At 69.8% G+C, this 16050-nt stretch carries 17 protein-coding genes and 1 pseudogene; 6 read left to right on the forward strand and 12 right to left on the reverse strand.

Annotated features, from left to right (window positions below):
- Window positions 1-48: 48 nt before the first annotated feature.
- The gene (locus tag ARC20_RS11850; RefSeq protein ID WP_057647354.1) at window positions 49-474 is read right to left on the reverse strand and encodes a VanZ family protein; all 426 of its coding nucleotides are present in this window, start codon (window positions 472-474) and stop codon (window positions 49-51) included.
- A complete protein-coding gene (locus ARC20_RS11855; RefSeq protein WP_057647357.1) occupies window positions 462-1682 on the reverse strand; it encodes a class I SAM-dependent methyltransferase in 1221 nt (406 codons plus the stop codon). The genes ARC20_RS11850 and ARC20_RS11855 overlap by 13 nt, the downstream gene beginning before the upstream one ends.
- A gap of 23 nt (window positions 1683-1705) precedes the next feature.
- Between ARC20_RS11855 and ARC20_RS11860 the strand changes: the two genes are divergently transcribed.
- Complete coding sequence (locus ARC20_RS11860; RefSeq protein ID WP_057647359.1) at window positions 1706-2443, forward strand: pteridine reductase; 738 nt, start codon at window positions 1706-1708, stop codon at window positions 2441-2443.
- 15 nt (window positions 2444-2458) lie between these two features.
- On the opposite strand, the gene folK is transcribed toward ARC20_RS11860, so the two are convergent.
- Window positions 2459-2947, reverse strand: a complete 489-nt coding sequence (gene folK / locus ARC20_RS11865; RefSeq protein WP_057647360.1) for a 2-amino-4-hydroxy-6-hydroxymethyldihydropteridine diphosphokinase — start codon at window positions 2945-2947, stop codon at window positions 2459-2461.
- Between the two features lie 112 nt (window positions 2948-3059).
- Here folK and ARC20_RS11870 point away from each other — a divergent pair, with 112 nt between their 5' ends.
- Window positions 3060-3800 carry a proteasome-type protease gene (locus tag ARC20_RS11870; protein WP_057647362.1) on the forward strand — a complete coding sequence of 247 codons (741 nt, stop codon included), beginning with the start codon at window positions 3060-3062 and terminating at the stop codon, window positions 3798-3800.
- 6 nt (window positions 3801-3806) lie between these two features.
- On the opposite strand, the gene ARC20_RS11875 is transcribed toward ARC20_RS11870, so the two are convergent.
- The 4 genes from ARC20_RS11875 to ARC20_RS11890 all read right to left on the reverse strand — a co-directional run bounded on the left by ARC20_RS11875 (window position 3807) and on the right by ARC20_RS11890 (window position 8178).
- On the reverse strand, window positions 3807-5312 hold the full coding sequence (locus tag ARC20_RS11875) for a hybrid sensor histidine kinase/response regulator (protein ID WP_057647364.1): 1506 nt from the start codon (window positions 5310-5312) through the stop codon (window positions 3807-3809).
- A gap of 1 nt (window position 5313) precedes the next feature.
- Window positions 5314-5754 (reverse strand): response regulator, encoded by a 441-nt coding sequence (locus tag ARC20_RS11880; RefSeq protein ID WP_057647365.1) that lies wholly within the window; start codon window positions 5752-5754, stop codon window positions 5314-5316.
- Window positions 5751-7559 carry a sensor histidine kinase gene (locus ARC20_RS11885; RefSeq protein WP_057647366.1) on the reverse strand — a complete coding sequence of 603 codons (1809 nt, stop codon included), beginning with the start codon at window positions 7557-7559 and terminating at the stop codon, window positions 5751-5753. Before ARC20_RS11885 ends, ARC20_RS11880 begins: the two co-directional genes overlap by 4 nt.
- A gap of 262 nt (window positions 7560-7821) precedes the next feature.
- Window positions 7822-8178, reverse strand: coding sequence for a BON domain-containing protein (locus tag ARC20_RS11890; RefSeq protein WP_057647367.1), 357 nt, complete (start codon window positions 8176-8178; stop codon window positions 7822-7824).
- 131 nt (window positions 8179-8309) lie between these two features.
- On the opposite strand from ARC20_RS11890, the gene ARC20_RS11895 reads away from it, so the two are divergent.
- Window positions 8310-9347, forward strand: coding sequence for an oxidoreductase (locus ARC20_RS11895; RefSeq protein WP_057647369.1), 1038 nt, complete (start codon window positions 8310-8312; stop codon window positions 9345-9347).
- Window positions 9348-9350: 3 nt separating this feature from the next.
- On the opposite strand, the gene gnd is transcribed toward ARC20_RS11895, so the two are convergent.
- From gnd to ARC20_RS11915, 4 genes and pseudogenes are all read right to left on the reverse strand, one after another.
- Window positions 9351-10280: a phosphogluconate dehydrogenase (NAD(+)-dependent, decarboxylating) gene (gene gnd / locus ARC20_RS11900; RefSeq protein WP_057647370.1), complete on the reverse strand. Its 930-nt coding sequence runs from the start codon at window positions 10278-10280 to the stop codon at window positions 9351-9353.
- A 27-nt stretch (window positions 10281-10307) separates the two neighbouring features.
- Window positions 10308-11629, reverse strand: a pseudogene (locus tag ARC20_RS11905) (hypothetical protein); the annotation flags it as partial.
- On the reverse strand, window positions 11626-11982 hold the full coding sequence (locus ARC20_RS11910; RefSeq protein WP_081418167.1) for a glycine zipper 2TM domain-containing protein: 357 nt from the start codon (window positions 11980-11982) through the stop codon (window positions 11626-11628). The gene ARC20_RS11910 and the pseudogene ARC20_RS11905, both read right to left, overlap by 4 nt.
- A gap of 124 nt (window positions 11983-12106) precedes the next feature.
- The gene (locus ARC20_RS11915) at window positions 12107-12835 is read right to left on the reverse strand and encodes a DUF2242 domain-containing protein (protein WP_057647373.1); all 729 of its coding nucleotides are present in this window, start codon (window positions 12833-12835) and stop codon (window positions 12107-12109) included.
- Window positions 12836-13004: 169 nt separating this feature from the next.
- Here ARC20_RS11915 and ARC20_RS11920 point away from each other — a divergent pair, with 169 nt between their 5' ends.
- Both ARC20_RS11920 and ARC20_RS11925 read left to right on the forward strand, forming a co-directional pair.
- Window positions 13005-13880 carry an endonuclease/exonuclease/phosphatase family protein gene (locus tag ARC20_RS11920; protein ID WP_057647375.1) on the forward strand — a complete coding sequence of 292 codons (876 nt, stop codon included), beginning with the start codon at window positions 13005-13007 and terminating at the stop codon, window positions 13878-13880.
- Between the two features lie 29 nt (window positions 13881-13909).
- Window positions 13910-14296, forward strand: a complete 387-nt coding sequence (locus tag ARC20_RS11925) for a VOC family protein (RefSeq protein WP_057647377.1) — start codon at window positions 13910-13912, stop codon at window positions 14294-14296.
- Between the two features lies 1 nt (window position 14297).
- Here ARC20_RS11925 and ARC20_RS11930 read toward each other — a convergent pair whose 3' ends face one another.
- A complete protein-coding gene (locus ARC20_RS11930; RefSeq protein WP_057647379.1) occupies window positions 14298-15194 on the reverse strand; it encodes a LysR substrate-binding domain-containing protein in 897 nt (298 codons plus the stop codon).
- 88 nt (window positions 15195-15282) lie between these two features.
- On the opposite strand from ARC20_RS11930, the gene ARC20_RS11935 reads away from it, so the two are divergent.
- Window positions 15283-16026: a sulfite exporter TauE/SafE family protein gene (locus ARC20_RS11935; protein ID WP_057647464.1), complete on the forward strand. Its 744-nt coding sequence runs from the start codon at window positions 15283-15285 to the stop codon at window positions 16024-16026.
- Window positions 16027-16050: the final 24 nt, after the last annotated feature.

Below are 16050 nucleotides of genomic sequence, written 5' to 3' on the forward strand. Positions count from 1 at the left end.
GATGCGGGCCCGGCCTTTTGCTTGATGGGGTCGTGGCTGAAGCCGCCCCTACGAGTTGGCGGCGCCGCGGCCGAACCAATACCGATCCAGTCGCAACACCCACTCGCGCGCCGGCGTGCGTGCCAGCGACAAGCCCGCCAGCACGCCCAACGTATTGGCCAACGCATCGAACGGATCGGCACTGCGATCCACCGTGAAAGCGCCCTGCGCGAACTCGATGCCCACGCCCAGCAGCACCAGCCCGAACCCGGCCCACAGCAGCGCCCGCCGCGTGGCGAACAGTTGCACTGCCCAGAACGACAGGCCCACGTAGGTAAGGAAGTGTTCGGCCTTGTCGGTGTTCTCGGGCATGTCCGGAATTTCCGGCGGCGGACCGAGGCACACCACGATCACCGCCAGGATCAGGAACACCCACACGCCGACCCACACCGTCGGCCGCTGGAACGCACGCAGGGCCATGCTCACAGCCGCCAGGTCAGGTCGCCGACCAGGAACGCGGCTTCGAACTCCACGCCGCTCTGGAAGCCCATCACCTGGAAACGCTCGCCCATCTCGCTGGGCAGCGTGAGGCGCTTGACCTGCTCGCGCAGGCGCACGCGGCCGACTTCATCGGTGCGGGTATCGGCCTGTTCCAGCAGCTGGTCCAGTCCGTTGCCGAGCAGGAAGCTGGCCTGGCTGCAGTAGCCGGCCAGTTCGAAGCCAGCGCCGGTGCCGGCTTCAGCGAGCGCGGTGAAATCCACCGAGGCGGTCAGGTCCTGCAGGCCCGGCCAACGATAGAGATCCTCGTGCATGCGGTGGCGATAGAACGCGCGCAGCGTGCCGTCGCTGCGCTGCGCCTGGTAGTACTCGCGGCGCGGATAGCCGTAATCGACGAACAGCATCGCGCCGCGCTTCAGCCCGCCGGCCACCGCCTGGATCCAGTACGGCAGCTGCGGCAGCACTTCGGAACGGTAGCCCTCGGCGAACGGCGTCTCCAGGTACTGCTCCAGGTGCCGCACCGAGGCGGACAACAGCGCATCGGCGGGCTGCTCGGCGCGCACGAAGCGCCCCTGCGCGTCGACCTGCACGGTCTCCTCGTAGATCTCGCCCTCGCGCACGGTGAAGCGCGGCGTCGGCAGGGCGTCGATGACTTCGTTGGCGAACAGCACGCCGTCCCAGTCATCCGGGAACGGGCCATCCACCCATTCGACCAGGTCGAACACCGGCGGGATCAGCGAACGGCTCAGGCGTTCGCGCTGGCGCTCGCGCAGGTCGGCGCTGGGTTCGAGGATGGCGTAGCGTTCGGGCAGCGCGTCGAGTTCGAGCAGGCGCTTGAGCGTGACTTCAGCGAACGCGCCACTGCCGCCACCCACTTCGAGGATGCGTGCCTCCGGCCCGAGCGCCTGCAACACCGGCGCCAACGCGCCGGACACCACGGCGGCGAACAGCGGGCCGATCTCCGGCGCGGTGACGAAATCCCCGCTCTCGCCGAACTTGCTCGCGCCGGCGCTGTAGTAACCCCACCCCGGCGCATAGAGCGAAAGCTCCATGAAGCGCGAGAACGGCATCGCGCCGCCGCTGGCGTCGATCTCGGCGCGCAGCAGCGCGGCCAGTTCATCGCTGTGGGCAAGCGCCTCGGGCGCGGGCGTGGGCAGGTCGGGGTGCTGCATGGCGGGGCCGATTGCGTGGACAATGCACAGCATAGCCGAGCAAGGGAAATCGCAAGATGAGCGAAACCGCCAAGGTGGCGTTGGTGACCGGCGGCGCGCGGCGCATTGGCGCGGCGATCGTGCGGCGCCTGCATGCGGCCGGGTATCGGGTGGCCGTGCATGCGCATGCCTCCGGGCCGGCGCTGGAGGCCTTGTCGGCCGAGCTGGATGCCGCGCGGCCCGGCAGCGTGCTCACGCTGCAGGCGGACCTGCGTGACGCCAGCGCGGTCGCCGGGCTGGTGCACGACACACTGGCCGCGTTCGGCCGCCTCGATGCGCTGGTCAACAACGCCTCCAATTTCTTTCCCACGCCACTGGAAGCCGCAACAGCCGCGCAGTGGGACGAACTGATGGCGGTGAACGCGCGTGCGCCGTTCCTGCTCGCGCAGGCGGCCGCCCCCGCGCTGCGCGCGGGCCATGGCGCGATCGTCAACCTGGTCGACGCCGCGCTCGCGCATCCGTTGCCCGCGCATGCGGCGTATACCGCCGCCAAGGGCGCGCTGGCCGCGCTCACCGCGGCGTTGGCGGTGGACCTGGCGCCGGAGGTACGGGTGAATGCCGTCGCGCCCGGCGCCATCCTGTGGCCGGAGGTGGGCAAGGATGCCGCGGCGCAGGCGGCGGCGATGGCGCGCACGCCGCTGGCGCGCGTGGGCACGCCGGAGGAAGTGGCCGAAGCGGTGCGTTGGCTCATCGAGGACGCGCACTACATCACCGGGCATACGCTGCCGCTGGATGGCGGGCGCTTGCTGGGGTGAGGCCGGGGCGCCGACTCAGGGCGCCAGTGGCACCGTATCGAAATGCTCGCCGTGTTGCGTATGCGCGCGCCACAGCGCGTCCAGCGTGCGGCCGCTCACCGGGTCGATGAAGTCCGGCGCGATGTCGGCCAGCGGCTTGAGCACGAACGCGTGCTTGAGCTCCGGTCGCGGCACGCGCAGGTGGCCGGGGCCTTCGACGATGCGGTCGCCGTAGAAGATCACGTCGATATCCAGCGTGCGGTCGGCGAAACGCGGGCCGCTGCGGTCGCGCCCGTGGGCATCCTCGACGGCGTGCAGCCATGCGTCCAGCGGCTCAAGTTCCATGTCCGTATGCAGCAGCACGGCGTTGTTGAGGAAATCCGGGCCGTCGAAGCCGACGGCCGGCGTGCGGTAAGCCGGCGAGACGCGCAGTTCGCCGAAACGCTCGCGCAATACCTGCACGGCCAGGTACAGGTGCCGGGCCGGCTGCAGGTTGCTGCCGAGGCTGAGAAGGACGGGGGTCATGCAATATTCGCGCATGCGCGCGGCCCCATCGTCAACCGTTGCGCCGTGACACCTTCACGACCCGGCCCGCCCGGCGGCCTAGAATGCCGGTTCCGTCAACGATGACAACGCCATGACCTATTGCGTGGGCATCGAAGTGGACGAAGGCCTGGTCTTCGCCGCGGATACCCGTACCAACGCCTCGCTGGACGACGTCCGCGTGTACCGCAAGCTGCACGTGTTCGAGTACCCCGGACAGGCGGTATTCGCGGTGATGTCGGCCGGCAACCTGGCCACCACCCAGCTCGCGCTCGCGCGCATCCAGCGCGACGTCGACGATGCGGCGCCGCGCAACCTGCGCACGTTCCGGCACCTGTTCGAGGTGGCCGAGTACATCGGCCAGGTCCTCGTCTCCAGCCAGGTCGATACCGCCGGGCGTCCGGAATTCGAAGGCATCAGCACGCAGGCCACGCTGATCCTCGGCGGGCAGGTCGCCGGCGAGCGCCCGGGCATGTACATGGTGTACCCGCTGGGCAACGCCATCGCCTCCTCGCCCGAGACGCCCTACCTGCAGGTGGGCGAATCGAAGTACGGCAAGCCGATCCTGGACCGCATCATCCGCGCCGACACGCGGCTGGAAGATGCGGCGCGCACGGCGCTGGTGTCGCTGGATTCGACGATCCGTTCCAACCTGTCCGTCGGCATGCCGATCGACCTGGCGCTGATCCGCCGCGACGACCTGCGCATCACCGAGCGCATGCGCCTGGATGCCGATACGCCGCTGTACTCGGACATCCATGCCAACTGGTCGCGCAAGCTCACCGAAGCGGTGCACACCCTGCCGCGCTTTCCGTGGGAACTGCCGCAGGACTGAGCCGGCCTAGCCGTTCTCCAGCGCGTGGGCCACCGCGCGGAACACGCGGCGCATCTCCAGCGGCTTGCGCAGCACGTGCACGGGGATATCCGGCGGGAAATGCTCGCGTTGCAGCGGCTGGCCGACATCCTCCAGCACGATGGCCGGCCCCTGGTAGCCCAGCTCCTGCATGGTGAGCAGCAGGCTCACCGCCGAGAGCAGGATGATGTCGCTGTCCACGATCACCAGGTCCGGCAACGCGTGCTGCTGCACGTGCTGCAGGGCGGCGGCGCCATCGGCGGCGAGCTGTGGCTGGTAGCCCTGGCTCGACAGCGCATTGCCGAGCAACGACAGCCGCGTAGCCTCGCCATCCACCAGCAGGATGCGCTGGCCGCGCCCCAGCGGCAGGTCGGCCTCGTGTTCGCCGCCGGCCGGTGTCGGCGCACGCAGCGGCAGCACGATGTCGAAGCGCGTGCCTTCGCCGCGCCGGCTGTCCACGGTAATGGTGCCGCCGTAGCTTTCGACGATGCGCTTGCAGGAGATCAGGCCCAGGCCGGTGCCGTCGGCCTTGGTGGTGAAGAACGGGCTGAACAACCGCGCCAGGGTGTCCTCACCCATGCCCGTACCGGTATCGATGACGCTCAGGCGCAGTTCGCCCTCGCCTTCCGGCGCGGCGGCGAAAGTGAGCTGCCCGCCGTGCGGCATCGCCTGCACGGCGTTGAGCCCCAGGTTGAGCAGGCACTGCTGCAGTTCGGTGTAGTTGGCTTCGACGCTGAGGTCGCCATCGCCGCCTTCCACCTGCAGGGCGACGCCCTTGGGCAGGCTGCTGCGCAGCAGCAGCTGCACGGCCTGGAACAGCCGGGCCACGGACACCCGCTCGCGCGGCTTGTTGGAGCCGCGCACGAAGGAGAGCATCGACTCGGCCATCTCGTGGCCACGGCGCCCGCATTCGGCGATGACGTCGGCCAGCTGGCGCAGCTGCGGGTCGTCGCCGCGCCCGGCCAGCAGGTCCGGCACGATCAGCAGCGGCTGCAGGATGTTGCGCAGGTCATGGCTGAGGCCGGCAGCAAGCAGCGCCAGGCTTTCCAGCCGCTGGGCGCGCATCAGCTCGTTCTCCACGCGCTCGCGGTCGCGCTCCACGCGCGCCTCGCGCACGGCGCGCACCACCGCGGCCGGCAGCCGCGTCGGGTTGTGCTTGATGATGTAGTCGTTGGCGCCTTCCTGCAGCGCCTTGACCGCGGCCTCCTCGCCCATCGTGCCGGAGACGAAGATGAAGGGCATGCGCGGGTCGACGGTGCGCACGATGCGCAGGGCTTCGTGCCCGGAGAAACCCGGCATGCTCAGGTCGGAGAGCACGATGTCCGGGCGGAACGCTTCCAGGCACAGGCGCAGGCCTTCCTCGCCATCCACGCGCTCGAACGCGGCCTCCAGCCCGGATTCCAGCAGCTGGTCGGACAGCAGTTCGGCGTCTTCCGGCGAATCCTCGATCAGCAGGATGCGCAGTTCGCCGAGCCGGGCCCCTTCATGCGGCATGTCAGTTCGTTCCCGCCGCCTGGTTGATGACGGCCCAGAAGGTGCCCAGCGTCTGCACGGCATTGAAGAACTGGTCCACGTCCACCGGCTTGACCACGTAGGCGTTCACGCCCAGGTCCCAGCTGCGCGCCAGGTCGTTCTCTTCGCGCGAGGACGAGAGGATCACTACCGGCAGGCGCTTGAGCGCGTCGTCCTGGCGAATCTGCTTGAGCACTTCCAGCCCGTCCAGGCGCGGCATCTTGATGTCCAGCAGCAGGACGGCCGGCAGGCCCGGCTCGCGGTTGGCGAACGCGCCGCGGCGATACAGGTAATCCAGCGCTTCCACGCCGTCCTCGACATGGACGATGGGATTGGCCAGGCGCGCCTCGCGCAGGGCGTCGATCGCCATCTCCGCGTCGGCGGGGCTGTCTTCGGCAAGCAGGATGGTACGGATCGGGCTCATGGCGTGGACTCTTGGGAAGGCGCGTCGAGCGCCGCGGGGAGGATGAAGTGGAAGGTGGCGCCGTGGTCGAGCCGGCTCTCGGCCCAGATGCGCCCGCCGTGGCGGCTCAGCACGCGGCGCACGGTGGCCAGGCCGATGCCGGTGCCGGGGTACTCGGTGGCCTTGTGCAGGCGCTGGAACACGCCGAACAGCTTGGAGGCGTATTCCATGTCGAAGCCGGCGCCGTTATCGGAGACGCTGAAGTGGTGGCCGCCGTCCGGCAGCGCCTCGTAGCCGATGTCGATGCGCGCCACGTCGCGCTTGCCGCTGTACTTGATCGCGTTGCCGACCAGGTTGGTCCACAGCTGGCGCATCATGTTTTCGTCGGCCACCAGGATCGGCATCGGCGCGATGTGCCATTCGATGCGATGGTCGGGGTGCTCGGCGCGGTCGTTGGCTTCCAGCACCGCGCGCGTCTCGGCCACCAGCGACTGCATGTCCACCGCCTGCATGCGCAGCGCGCTGCGGCCCAGCCGCGAGTAGACCAGCAGGTCGTCGATCAGCGTGGCCATGCGCCGCGCCGAGCTGCTGATGACCTGCATGTAGTGCTGCGATTTCTCGTCGGCCCCGTCGCCCAGGTGGCGCTCCAGCTTGTCGGCGAAGCCGGCGACGTGGCGCAGCGGCGCGCGCAGGTCATGGGAGACCGAATAGCTGAAGGCCTCCAGCTCGCGGTTGACCTCCGAGACCTGCTCGACCTTGCCTTCCAGCTGCCGGTTGAGCTCCTGGATGCGCTGGTTGGAGGCCTTCTGCAGGCTGATGTCGCTGACCGTCATCAGCACGACCTCGTCATCCTGGTCAGGCAGCGGCATGCGCCGCGCGTTGAGCAGCATGGTGCGCGCCACGCCGTCGGCCGCGCTCTGTTCGTGTTCGAAATCCCACAGTTCGCGGCCGCGCAACAGGATGTCGGCCAGGCGCTGGCGGATCGCCGGGTCCATCCAGGCGCCCTCGCCGATGCTCGACAGCTCGGTGCCGCGCGCGTCTTCCTCGCCCAGCCCGTACAGCTCGGCGAAGGCATTGTTGTAGAGCACCAGGCGCTGCTGCGCATCGAGCAGCACGATGGGCTCGCGCACGGTCTGCAGCACCGAGGCGGCGCGCGCGGCCGAGCGCGTGGAGGCCCGCTCGGCCACAACGCGGTGGCGGGTCTGGCGTTGCAGCAGCCAGATCACGCTGCCGAGCAGCAGCAACTGCACGAGCAGCGCGCCCCAGCTCAGCGCGGTGTACTGCACGCGGCGCAGGTTGGATTCGCGGTCGCGCTGGGCCAGCAGCGTGTTCTCCGAAGCCTGCAGCTGGTCGATCAGCTCGCGCATCGGGTTGGCGACGATCATTTCCTGGATCAGCGCCTGGGTCTGCGCCGGTTCGCGGGAGCGGGCGATGGATTCGGCCAGCTGCATGCGCCGGTCGATGGTGCCCTGCAGGCGGCCCAGGCGCACCAGCTGCTCGGGGTTGTCGCGGGTCTGCGCGATGAGGTCGGCCAGCGCCTTGTCGATTTCCGCGCGCCCGCGACGCATGCGCTCGTTGAGCACCGGCAGCTCGATGCCGTGCGAGCGCATCAGCGCGGAGGATTCCACGTCGCGCACCGATGATTCCAGCTGCTGCGAGAGCTGTCGCACCTGCTGGCTGTGCTGCACCCAGTTGGCCGCCTGGTCGGTACTGCGCGCCATCTGCTGCAGCAACAACGCCGGCACCACCACGATCAGGAAAATAGCCGTCGTCAGCGCCGGCAGGCGCCAGCGTTCCCAGGCATCTTCATTGGCGGCTGTTTGCATCTGGTGTTTTGCTCGATTCCAGGAACCGCCAAGGGGCGAAGAATTGTCCCGCATCCGACGATCACCCGAATGAATCATTCATTCTGGTGATCGGCACCGCGCCCCCGGGGCGGCAAGATGAATGCGGTCATCATACGACCGGTCGTGTGAAAACGCTTCCTCACATCCCTGCCTGCCCAAAAGAAAAAGGCGCGCTCCGAAGAGCGCGCCTCGCGGTGGACCGGGCCGCCTCGCCTCGGCCCGGCCACCGTCCACGAACTGCTTAGTGGTCGGCCATCGCCGAGACCTTGAGGTTCGCTGCCTCGACCTTCTTGACGCCCTCGATGCCCTTGGCCACCGAGACCGCCTTGTCCTTCTCGGCCTGGGTCTTGACCATGCCGCTCAGCCAGACCACGCCGTTCTTGGTTTCGACCTTGATGTCGCTGCCCGGCACGTTGTCGGTGGCGAGCATGTCGCTCTTCACCTTCGTGGTGATCCAGGTGTCGCTCGCCGGCTGCTGCGACTCGCTCGGCGGATTCTTGTTGTCCATCGAACCGGCGGCGAACGCGCTGCCGGCACCCAGCATCGAAATGGCCACCAGCGAAGCGGCCAGCGTGTTGCGAACATGCAGCTTCTTCATTGCGGTTCCTCCCTTGCGGTACGTGGGGCCAGCATGCGCAGCGGCGCGTACAGCGCACGTGACTTCGGGATGCAGATGCCGTGAACCATTCAGCCGTTACCCTATGCCTCTCCCCTCGACGGCACGACGCCATGAATGAACTGCATCTCGCCCTGATCGGCTACGGGTATGTCGGCCGCGTCTTCCACGCGCCGTTGATCGAAACCACCGAAGGTTTGCACCTGCACACGATCGTCTCGCGGCAGGCCGACGCCGGCGCGCTGCATCCGCAGGCGCGCGTCGAGGCGGACCGCACGCGCGTGCTCGCCGATCCCGCCATCGATGCGGTGGTGATCGCCACGCCCAACGACACCCACGCCGCCATCGCGCTGGAGGCCCTGGCGGCGGGCAAGCACGTGCTGGTGGACAAGCCCTTCACCGTGGACCTGGCGCAGGCGCGCACGGTGATGTCGGCGGCGGTGGATGCCGGGCGCATCTGCAGCGTGTTCCAGAACCGGCGCTGGGATGCGGACTTCCTCACCGTGCAGCAGCTGCTGCGCGACGAGGTGCTGGGCGAGATCGCCGAGTTCCACTCGCACTTCGACCGCCATCGCCCGCAGGTGCGCGACCGCTGGCGCGAAAGCGACGCACCGGGCGCCGGCCTGTGGTTCGACCTCGGCCCGCACCTGCTCGACCAGGCGCTGCAACTGTTCGGCCGCCCGCAGGCCGTCGGCGCGGACCTGCTGCCGCAGCGCGAAGGCGCGCGCAGCGATGATTACTTCCACGTGGTGCTGCACTACCCGCGCATGCGCGCGCACCTGCATGCCGGCACGTTGGTGGCCGATGCCGCACGCCGCTTCGCCGTGCATGGCGTGCGCGGCAGCTTCATCAAGGACGGCCTGGATACGCAGGAAGCAATGTTGCGCGAAGGCCTGCGCCCGGGCATCCCGGGGTGGGGCGCGGATGCGCGCGATGGCTGGCTCACGCTGGCCGACGACGACGGCACCCTGCGGCGCGAGCGCATCGCCACGGTGCCGGGCGACTACCGCCGCTGCTATGCCGCGTTCCGCGATGCCATCCACGGCACCGGCGCGCCGCCGGCGAGCACGGCGCAAGCGTTGGAAGTGATGGCGCTGCTGGAACTGGCCGCGGAAGCGTCCGCCCGCGGCCAGGTACTCACGCTGGACTGAGCCTCAGTCCGGCTTGCCGGTGGCCGGCGGCGCGGCGTGCAGCGCATGGCCACCGAACTCGTTGCGCATCGTCGCCAGCAGCTTGTCGGTGAACGAATCCTTGTCGCGCGAACGCAGGCGTTCGAGCAGCGAGAGGGTGATGACCGGCGCGGAGACGTCCAGGTCGATGGCCTCGGCCACCGTCCAGCGGCCCTCGCCGGAATCCTCCACGAATGGCGCCACGCTCGACAGCCGCGCATCGCGGCCCAGCGCGTCGGCGGTGAGGTCCAACAGCCAGGAGCGCACCACGCTGCCGTCGCGCCAGATATCGGCGACCTGGTGCAGGTCCAGCGCGAACTCTTCCTTGCGCTCCATCAGCGCGAAGCCCTCGGCGTAGGCCTGCATCATTCCGTACTCGATGCCGTTGTGGACCATCTTGGTGAAGTGGCCGGCGCCGCTCGGGCCCACGCGGCCCCAGCCGCGGTCCGGTGCCGGCGCCAGCGCGGTGAACACCGGCCCCAGGCGCGCCACCGCCGCCTCGTCGCCGCCGATCATCAGGCTGTAGCCTTCCTTCAAACCCCACACGCCGCCGCTGGTGCCGCAATCGATGTAGGCGATGCCATGGCCGGCGAGCTCGCGGCTGCGGCGCTGGGAATCCTTGTAGTACGAGTTGCCGCCATCCACCACCAGGTCGCCCGGCGCGAGCAGCGGCAGCAACTGGGCGATGGTGTCGTCGACGACCTTGCCGGCCGGCACCATCAGCCACACCGCGCGCGGCACCGGCAGCGCGGCGACCAGTTCGGCCAGCGAGGCCGCCGGCACGATGCCCTTGGCCTGCGCGGCCTGGCGCGCGGCGGCGCCGGGGTCGAAGCCGATGACGCGGTGGCCGCCGCGGATGATCCGCTCGGCCATGTTGGCGCCCATCCGTCCCAGGCCGACCATTCCCAGTTCCATAGCGAGATCCTCTGTGCGAAAGATGGGGTGCAGGGTGGCACGAACCGGCGCCGCCGGCATCGCCCGATAGGTCAACGATTCGTTGCGCCAGCGCACTGCCGCAGCCGCTGGTCGATCCAGCGGCGGTACAGCGTGGTGTGCAGGTTGTGCAGGGCCAGGTCAATCGTATACGGCGTGCGCGGGTTGCGGTCGAGCAGCCGTGCGACGTGGTAACCGACCGGCTTCACCCCACGCGGATGCACGTAGAGGAGGAAGCCGCGGTAGAACGGGTCGTCGAACAGCGCATCCATGCGGGCGACGACTTCGCGCTCGTGCGGGTCGAGCTTCGCGCGCAGTTGCGGGTCGCGTTCGTAGAGCAGGCGCTCGAAGCCGCGCCGGCCCAGGCCCGTGACCTGCCGGGAGAGCTGCCACAGCTGGCGGTTGAGGCCGTCGTAGTAGGCCAGCCCGCCATGCGCTTCCAGCGCGCGCGCCGCCTCGTCGGTGACATCGACGACGATGAAGTTCTCCGCCTGGTTGCTGAGGTCGTCGAGGAAGCGCTTGGAGAAGGCGTGCTCGATGAAGCCCGGCACGCCCATGAACGCTTGCCGGCCCTGGGCACTGGTGCGTACCGCCTTGCCGTCGGCGAAGAACTCGCCTGCATGGTGGCCGAGCAGGATGCTGTCGGTCTCGTGGAGGGTATTGAAAGTGCCGATCGACAATTCGCCCGGCGCGAATTCGGCATCGAACGCGGCATCGCCGTAGAGTTCGCGCTGCGTGGCCAGCTGCGCCACCTGGCGGCCGACACCGCATTCGGTGCGCACCTGTCCGGTGTAGAAGGCATCGAGCGCCACGCTGTTGGAAGCCACCGGCGCGTAACCCCGGCCGAAGCTGCGGAAGCGCGACCAGCCTTGAGCCTGCGCGCCCTGCGCGCCGAAACCGATCCAGCCGGTTTGCAGGCCGAAGAAGCGATAGCCGTCGTTCGCCTCCAGCCGGGCACTGGCGCGCCGCGCGGCATCGCCGAGGCGGAAGGCGTAGGCGCAGACCGTGGCAGGGTCGTCGAGCATCGCCTCCAGCGCGGCGTCGGCTTGCGCGGGGTCCCGCGGCAACGTCGCGCGCAGGTCGCCCGCCGCCTGGGCGTCGGCCAGCGTCGCGCGCCGGCAGGGAGTTCCGCCGCTGATGCGCGGGGCGTCGATGGCGGCGCGATCGATATGCCACCCGAGTTCGCGCAGCAGGCTTTCCGTGCAGGGCGAGGCGAAGGCAGGGCCGGCAAGCAGCAGCGCCAGCAGCGTGCCGCGTCGCGCCCACGATCGCGCACACGAGAAAGCCCCGGCCGGGCCGGGGCTTTCAGGTGGGGCGGCGGCAGGGTTCAGCGGGTGCGCTCGCACACCGTCTGCACCACGCGGTCGCCGCTGTTCTGCTGGTGCTGGCCCTGCACGTAGCGACCGGTCGCACCACCGGCCACGGCACCACCCACGGTCGCCAGCTTCTTGCCGTTGCCGCCGCCGATCTGGTTGCCGAGCAGGCCGCCGACCACCGCGCCGGCCACGGTGCCGGTGACGCGGTTCGGATCCTTGCTGTTCTTCTGCACTTCCACCTTGTGGCAGCGCACCACGGTGCCGTCGTTGAAGCGGCGGCCCTCATCCTCGGGGCCGTAGGTCCGCGCCTGGGCGACGAAGGTCATGCCGACGAGCGCCAGGCCGGCGAGATATCCACGAGCGTTCATGGCGGTTCTCCGGTCGAAGGCGACGGCTGGATTGCCATCGCGTGAGGCGCACTGTGTCTGCGGTGCGCACAACATCCCGTGAAATCCGCCGCATGCGTTCAGCAGGCAGCCACGCCGATGACGATCACGGCAAGGGCGTGTCCTGCGGCTTGGTGTCCTGGGCCTGCGAGGACGCGGCCGACGGCGCGGGTTCGGTCACGGGCGGCGGCGCCGGAAGTCGCGCCGGTGCGGTGACTTCCGGCGCGACTTCCGGCGCAGGCGCCACGGGCGCGGGCGGTGCAGGCGGTGGAGGCGGCGGCGGCGCGGCCTGCGCGCTCGGCTTGCCCGAGGGCTTGGGCAGGTACATGGCCAGGCGCTCGAAGAAGCGCTTGTAGAAATCCGCGTCCTGCACGGTGACGCTGGCCACGCGCACCATCGAATCGTTGCTGCTGCCCACCGGCAGCGATACCGAACCCAGCACGCCCACGCCCACGCTGGCGGAGGTGGCGCTCTTCTTCAACGCATAGCGGTCCTGCACGGCACTGACGAATACCCAGGCGTGGTCGTCCTGCGCCACGCAGGAGATGCGCAGGTCGAGCTGCTCGTGCGATTCCTCGGTCGGCTGGAAGTTCTTGCTGCCCTCCACCGCCGCGGCGTCGGCACGGGCGACGATGTAGCCCTGGCTCAGCAATGCGCGCCGCGCGGCCTCGCAGGCGGCCGCAGGGGCGACTTCGAAATTGCGCGAATACGTGTTGTCGGAATTGAACGACTCGCGCACCAGCACGTGGTCGGCCTTGCCGCGGCCGCAACCGGCCAGCGACACGACAATGCCCAGGCAGGCCAGGACGGGCGCGATGCGACGTGAAGGGATCATGAGGAAAGCCCGGTGGAATCCGGCCGAAGCATAGCCCCGCCGCCGTGAGCGAAGGACGAAGGCGCGCGTTCCGGCGAGCCGGGGTTCATGCCCGAACTGCGATGGGCGCGGCGGACAGGCGCGGCGGACGGTGACAAGCTGCGGGTTGATCCATCGCAAGGCCCCTCCGATGTCGCTGCAACGAATTGCCTGCCTGCTGTGCCTGCTGCTTGCCCTCCCCGCCGCGCTGGCCGCGCCGCCGTCCACCCCGCTGCGGGTGATGTCCTTCAATGTCCGCACGCCGGCGGACACCGAGCCGGGCCGGCGGTGGGAAGACCGGCGCGAGGCGATGGTGGCGGTGATCCGGCAGGCGCATCCGGCGGTGATCGGCACCCAGGAGCTCACCCCGGTGCAGTCGAAGTACCTGCAGGCGCAACTGACCGGCTATCGCGAGTTCGGCCGGGGCCGTCGTGGCGACGACAGCGACGAGCACATGGGCGTGTTCTACGACGACAGCGCGCTGACGCTCGTCCAGTCCGGCGACTTCTGGCTCTCGCCCACGCCGGATGTACCCGGCAGCATGGGCTGGGGCGATCCCTTCCCGCGCATGGTGACCTGGGGCCTGTTCCAGCGCCGCGCCGACGGCCAGCGTTTCTACCTGTTCAACACCCACTTCCCTTATCGCGACGAGGACGAACCGGCCCGCGTGCGCAGCGCGCAGGTACTGCTTTCGCGCATCGCCGCGCTGCCGGCGGATGCGCCGGTGGTGGTCACCGGCGACTTCAACAGCGAGCCCGGCAGCGACACCTGGCGCACGCTCACCACGACGCTGCGCGACGCCCGCGCCACCGCGCCGCAAGTGGAAGGCCCGCGCCTGACCTACCAGGGCTTCGGCGACGGCCCACAGCGCCAGATCGACGGCATCCTGCTGCAGGGCATGGACGCCACCCACTTCAGCACGATCGATACGCGCCCGGGCGGCCTCTATCCTTCCGACCACTACCCGGTGCTGGCCGAACTGCGCTTCCCCGCGAAAGTCACGCCGGCCCACCAGACCGCGCGCTAGGCTCGCGTTTTCCGCATGGGAGTGGCGCCATGGCACATCGCAGCCGATTGGCCGGCTTCATCATCGATTGCCAGGACCAGGATGCCGACGAAAGCGCGCGCTTCTGGTCCGCGGCGTTGGGCCTGGCCGCCAAGCCCGCCTACCGCGAAGGCGAGGCCGAATACGCCGAACTGGAAGGCGCGCCCGCGGGGCTGAATGTCGAAGTGCAGCGCGTCACGCATGCTTCGCGCGTGCATCTGGATATCGAAAGCGACGACATCGACGCCGAAGCCGATCGCCTCGAGAAGCTCGGCGCCAAGCGCATCGGTTTCGTCAAACGCTGGTGGGTGATGGAAGCGCCGAGCGGCCACCGTTTCTGCATCGTGCGCATGCGCGAGGATGGTCCGGAGAAGGCGCCGGCCAACACCTGGGAATGAACTAGGCGGCCGGCGCTGTCGCGCGCAGCCAGTCGGCCAGCTGCCGCGCCGGTACGGGCAAGGCGGCGAAATCACGTGCCACCAGCCAGAGCGTGCGCGTGGCCCAGTCTTCGGCCAATGGCACGATGGCGAGCGCGTCGGCCACGGTACTGCGGCGGGCGGCGCTTTCCGAGACGATCGCCACGCCCGCGCCGCGCGCCACCATGCGACACAACGCTTCCATGCCCGGCACATGCGCGCGCCAATGCAGGCGTCCGCCGGCGGCCGCCGCGCGTGCGAGCAGGTGCCGCTGCAAGGCGCTGTCGCCGGACAGGCCGAGGAATGCCTCGTCGAACAGCGCGGTCAGTGCGAGCGAGGGCGCCTGCGCCCAGCGATGCGTGCGCGCGCACGCCAGCACCAGGCGATCGTGGCCCAGCGGCGCGTCGTCCAGGCCGTGGCGAGTGGCGTGGTCGGCGATCACCGCGAGGTCGGCGGCGGCGTCGCGCACGGCGTCGGCCGCTTCCACGCTGCCGCTTTCGACCAGTGTCAGGTCCAGCGAAGGATGCGCGACGAGGAAATCGGCCACGCGCTCGGGCAGCCATTCGCTCAGCGCGGCGGTGTTGGCGAGCAGGCGCACCGTGGCGCGCTGCCCGGCGGCGTATTCGGCCAGTTCACCGCGCAGGCGCGCGACATCGCCGCCGATACGCCGGGCATGGCGCAGCAGCGCGCGCCCGGCCGGGGTCAGTTGCACGCCGCGACGCCCACGTTCGAGCAGGTCCACGCCCGCCTGGTCTTCGAGCTGGCGCAATCGCGCGCTCGCGGCCGCCAAAGACAGCGCCGAAGCGGATGCGCCGGCGGTGATGCTGCCGGCATCGGCCACGGCGACGAAGAGGCGCAGGTCGGTCAGGTCGAAATGCATCGCGGGCTCCCAGCCTTCGGCATGGGCGAAGGCTGGGTGAGGATATCGCGCATTGTGGGCGATCCACGGCGGCACCAACATGGTCGGCATGGACGATCTGCTGCCCTGGCTTCCCTTCCTGTTCGCCGTATTCCTGCTGGCCGGCGCGGTCAAAGGAATCAGCGGCATGGGCCTGCCAACCGTGGCGATGGCCCTGCTCGCGCTGCGCATGCCGCCCGCCCAGGCGGCGAGCCTTCTGCTGCTGCCTTCGCTGCTGACGAACCTTCAGCAGGCGCGCGGCGCGGGCGGCATGGGCCCGCTGCTGCGCCGGCTGTGGCCGATGCTGCTGGCCATCGCGGTGGCCACGGCGTGCAGCGGCGGGGTGCTTGCCCACGGTGGCCAGGCCGCCCGCCTCGGGCTCGGCGCGATGCTGTTGCTGTACGCGTTGTTCGGGCTGGCGCAATGGACGCTGCCCCCACCGGGGCGCCACGCGGCGTGGCTCGGCCCGCTATGCGGCGCGCTCACCGGCCTGGCCACCGGCGCCACCGGGGTGTTCGTGCTGCCGGCGGTGCCGTACCTGGTCTCGCTGCGCCTGCCCCGCGAATCGCTGATGCAGGCGCTGGGCCTGTGCTTCAGCGTCTCGACCATCGCGCTTGCCGCGGCCCTGGGTCGCCATGGCCTGCTCGATGCGCACTCGCTTTCCGCCGCGTTGCTCGTCCTGCCCCCTACCCTGCTCGGCCTGTGGCTCGGCACGCGGTTGCGCGCGCGCCTGCCGCCGCGGCTGTTCCGGCGCGTGTTCTTTGTCACCCTCGCCGGGCTGGGCGTGGAAATCCTCTGGCACGCGCTCGGCTGATCGCGGCGCGGCGGATAAAAAAAG

Origin of the sequence: Stenotrophomonas panacihumi (assembly GCF_001431645.1) — a bacterium.
GTDB classification, from domain to species: Bacteria; Pseudomonadota; Gammaproteobacteria; order Xanthomonadales; family Xanthomonadaceae; genus Stenotrophomonas_A; species Stenotrophomonas_A panacihumi.

Coding starts and splice junctions, on each gene's coding strand:
- ARC20_RS11880 (WP_057647365.1), bottom strand. CDS start 5,754: ATGAGCCCGATCCGTACCATCCTGCTTGCCGAAGACAGCCCCGCCGAC.
- ARC20_RS11910 (WP_081418167.1), bottom strand. CDS start 11,982: ATGAACGCTCGTGGATATCTCGCCGGCCTGGCGCTCGTCGGCATGACC.
- ARC20_RS11895 (WP_057647369.1), top strand. CDS start 8,310: ATGAATGAACTGCATCTCGCCCTGATCGGCTACGGGTATGTCGGCCGC.
- ARC20_RS11875 (WP_057647364.1), bottom strand. CDS start 5,312: ATGCCGCATGAAGGGGCCCGGCTCGGCGAACTGCGCATCCTGCTGATC.
- ARC20_RS11870 (WP_057647362.1), top strand. CDS start 3,060: ATGACCTATTGCGTGGGCATCGAAGTGGACGAAGGCCTGGTCTTCGCC.
- gnd (WP_057647370.1), bottom strand. CDS start 10,280: ATGGAACTGGGAATGGTCGGCCTGGGACGGATGGGCGCCAACATGGCC.
- ARC20_RS11915 (WP_057647373.1), bottom strand. CDS start 12,835: ATGATCCCTTCACGTCGCATCGCGCCCGTCCTGGCCTGCCTGGGCATT.
- folK (WP_057647360.1), bottom strand. CDS start 2,947: ATGACCCCCGTCCTTCTCAGCCTCGGCAGCAACCTGCAGCCGGCCCGG.
- ARC20_RS11885 (WP_057647366.1), bottom strand. CDS start 7,559: ATGCAAACAGCCGCCAATGAAGATGCCTGGGAACGCTGGCGCCTGCCG.
- ARC20_RS11930 (WP_057647379.1), bottom strand. CDS start 15,194: ATGCATTTCGACCTGACCGACCTGCGCCTCTTCGTCGCCGTGGCCGAT.
- ARC20_RS11860 (WP_057647359.1), top strand. CDS start 1,706: ATGAGCGAAACCGCCAAGGTGGCGTTGGTGACCGGCGGCGCGCGGCGC.
- ARC20_RS11920 (WP_057647375.1), top strand. CDS start 13,005: ATGTCGCTGCAACGAATTGCCTGCCTGCTGTGCCTGCTGCTTGCCCTC.
- ARC20_RS11890 (WP_057647367.1), bottom strand. CDS start 8,178: ATGAAGAAGCTGCATGTTCGCAACACGCTGGCCGCTTCGCTGGTGGCC.
- ARC20_RS11935 (WP_057647464.1), top strand. CDS start 15,283: ATGGACGATCTGCTGCCCTGGCTTCCCTTCCTGTTCGCCGTATTCCTG.
- ARC20_RS11855 (WP_057647357.1), bottom strand. CDS start 1,682: ATGCTGTGCATTGTCCACGCAATCGGCCCCGCCATGCAGCACCCCGAC.
- ARC20_RS11925 (WP_057647377.1), top strand. CDS start 13,910: ATGGCACATCGCAGCCGATTGGCCGGCTTCATCATCGATTGCCAGGAC.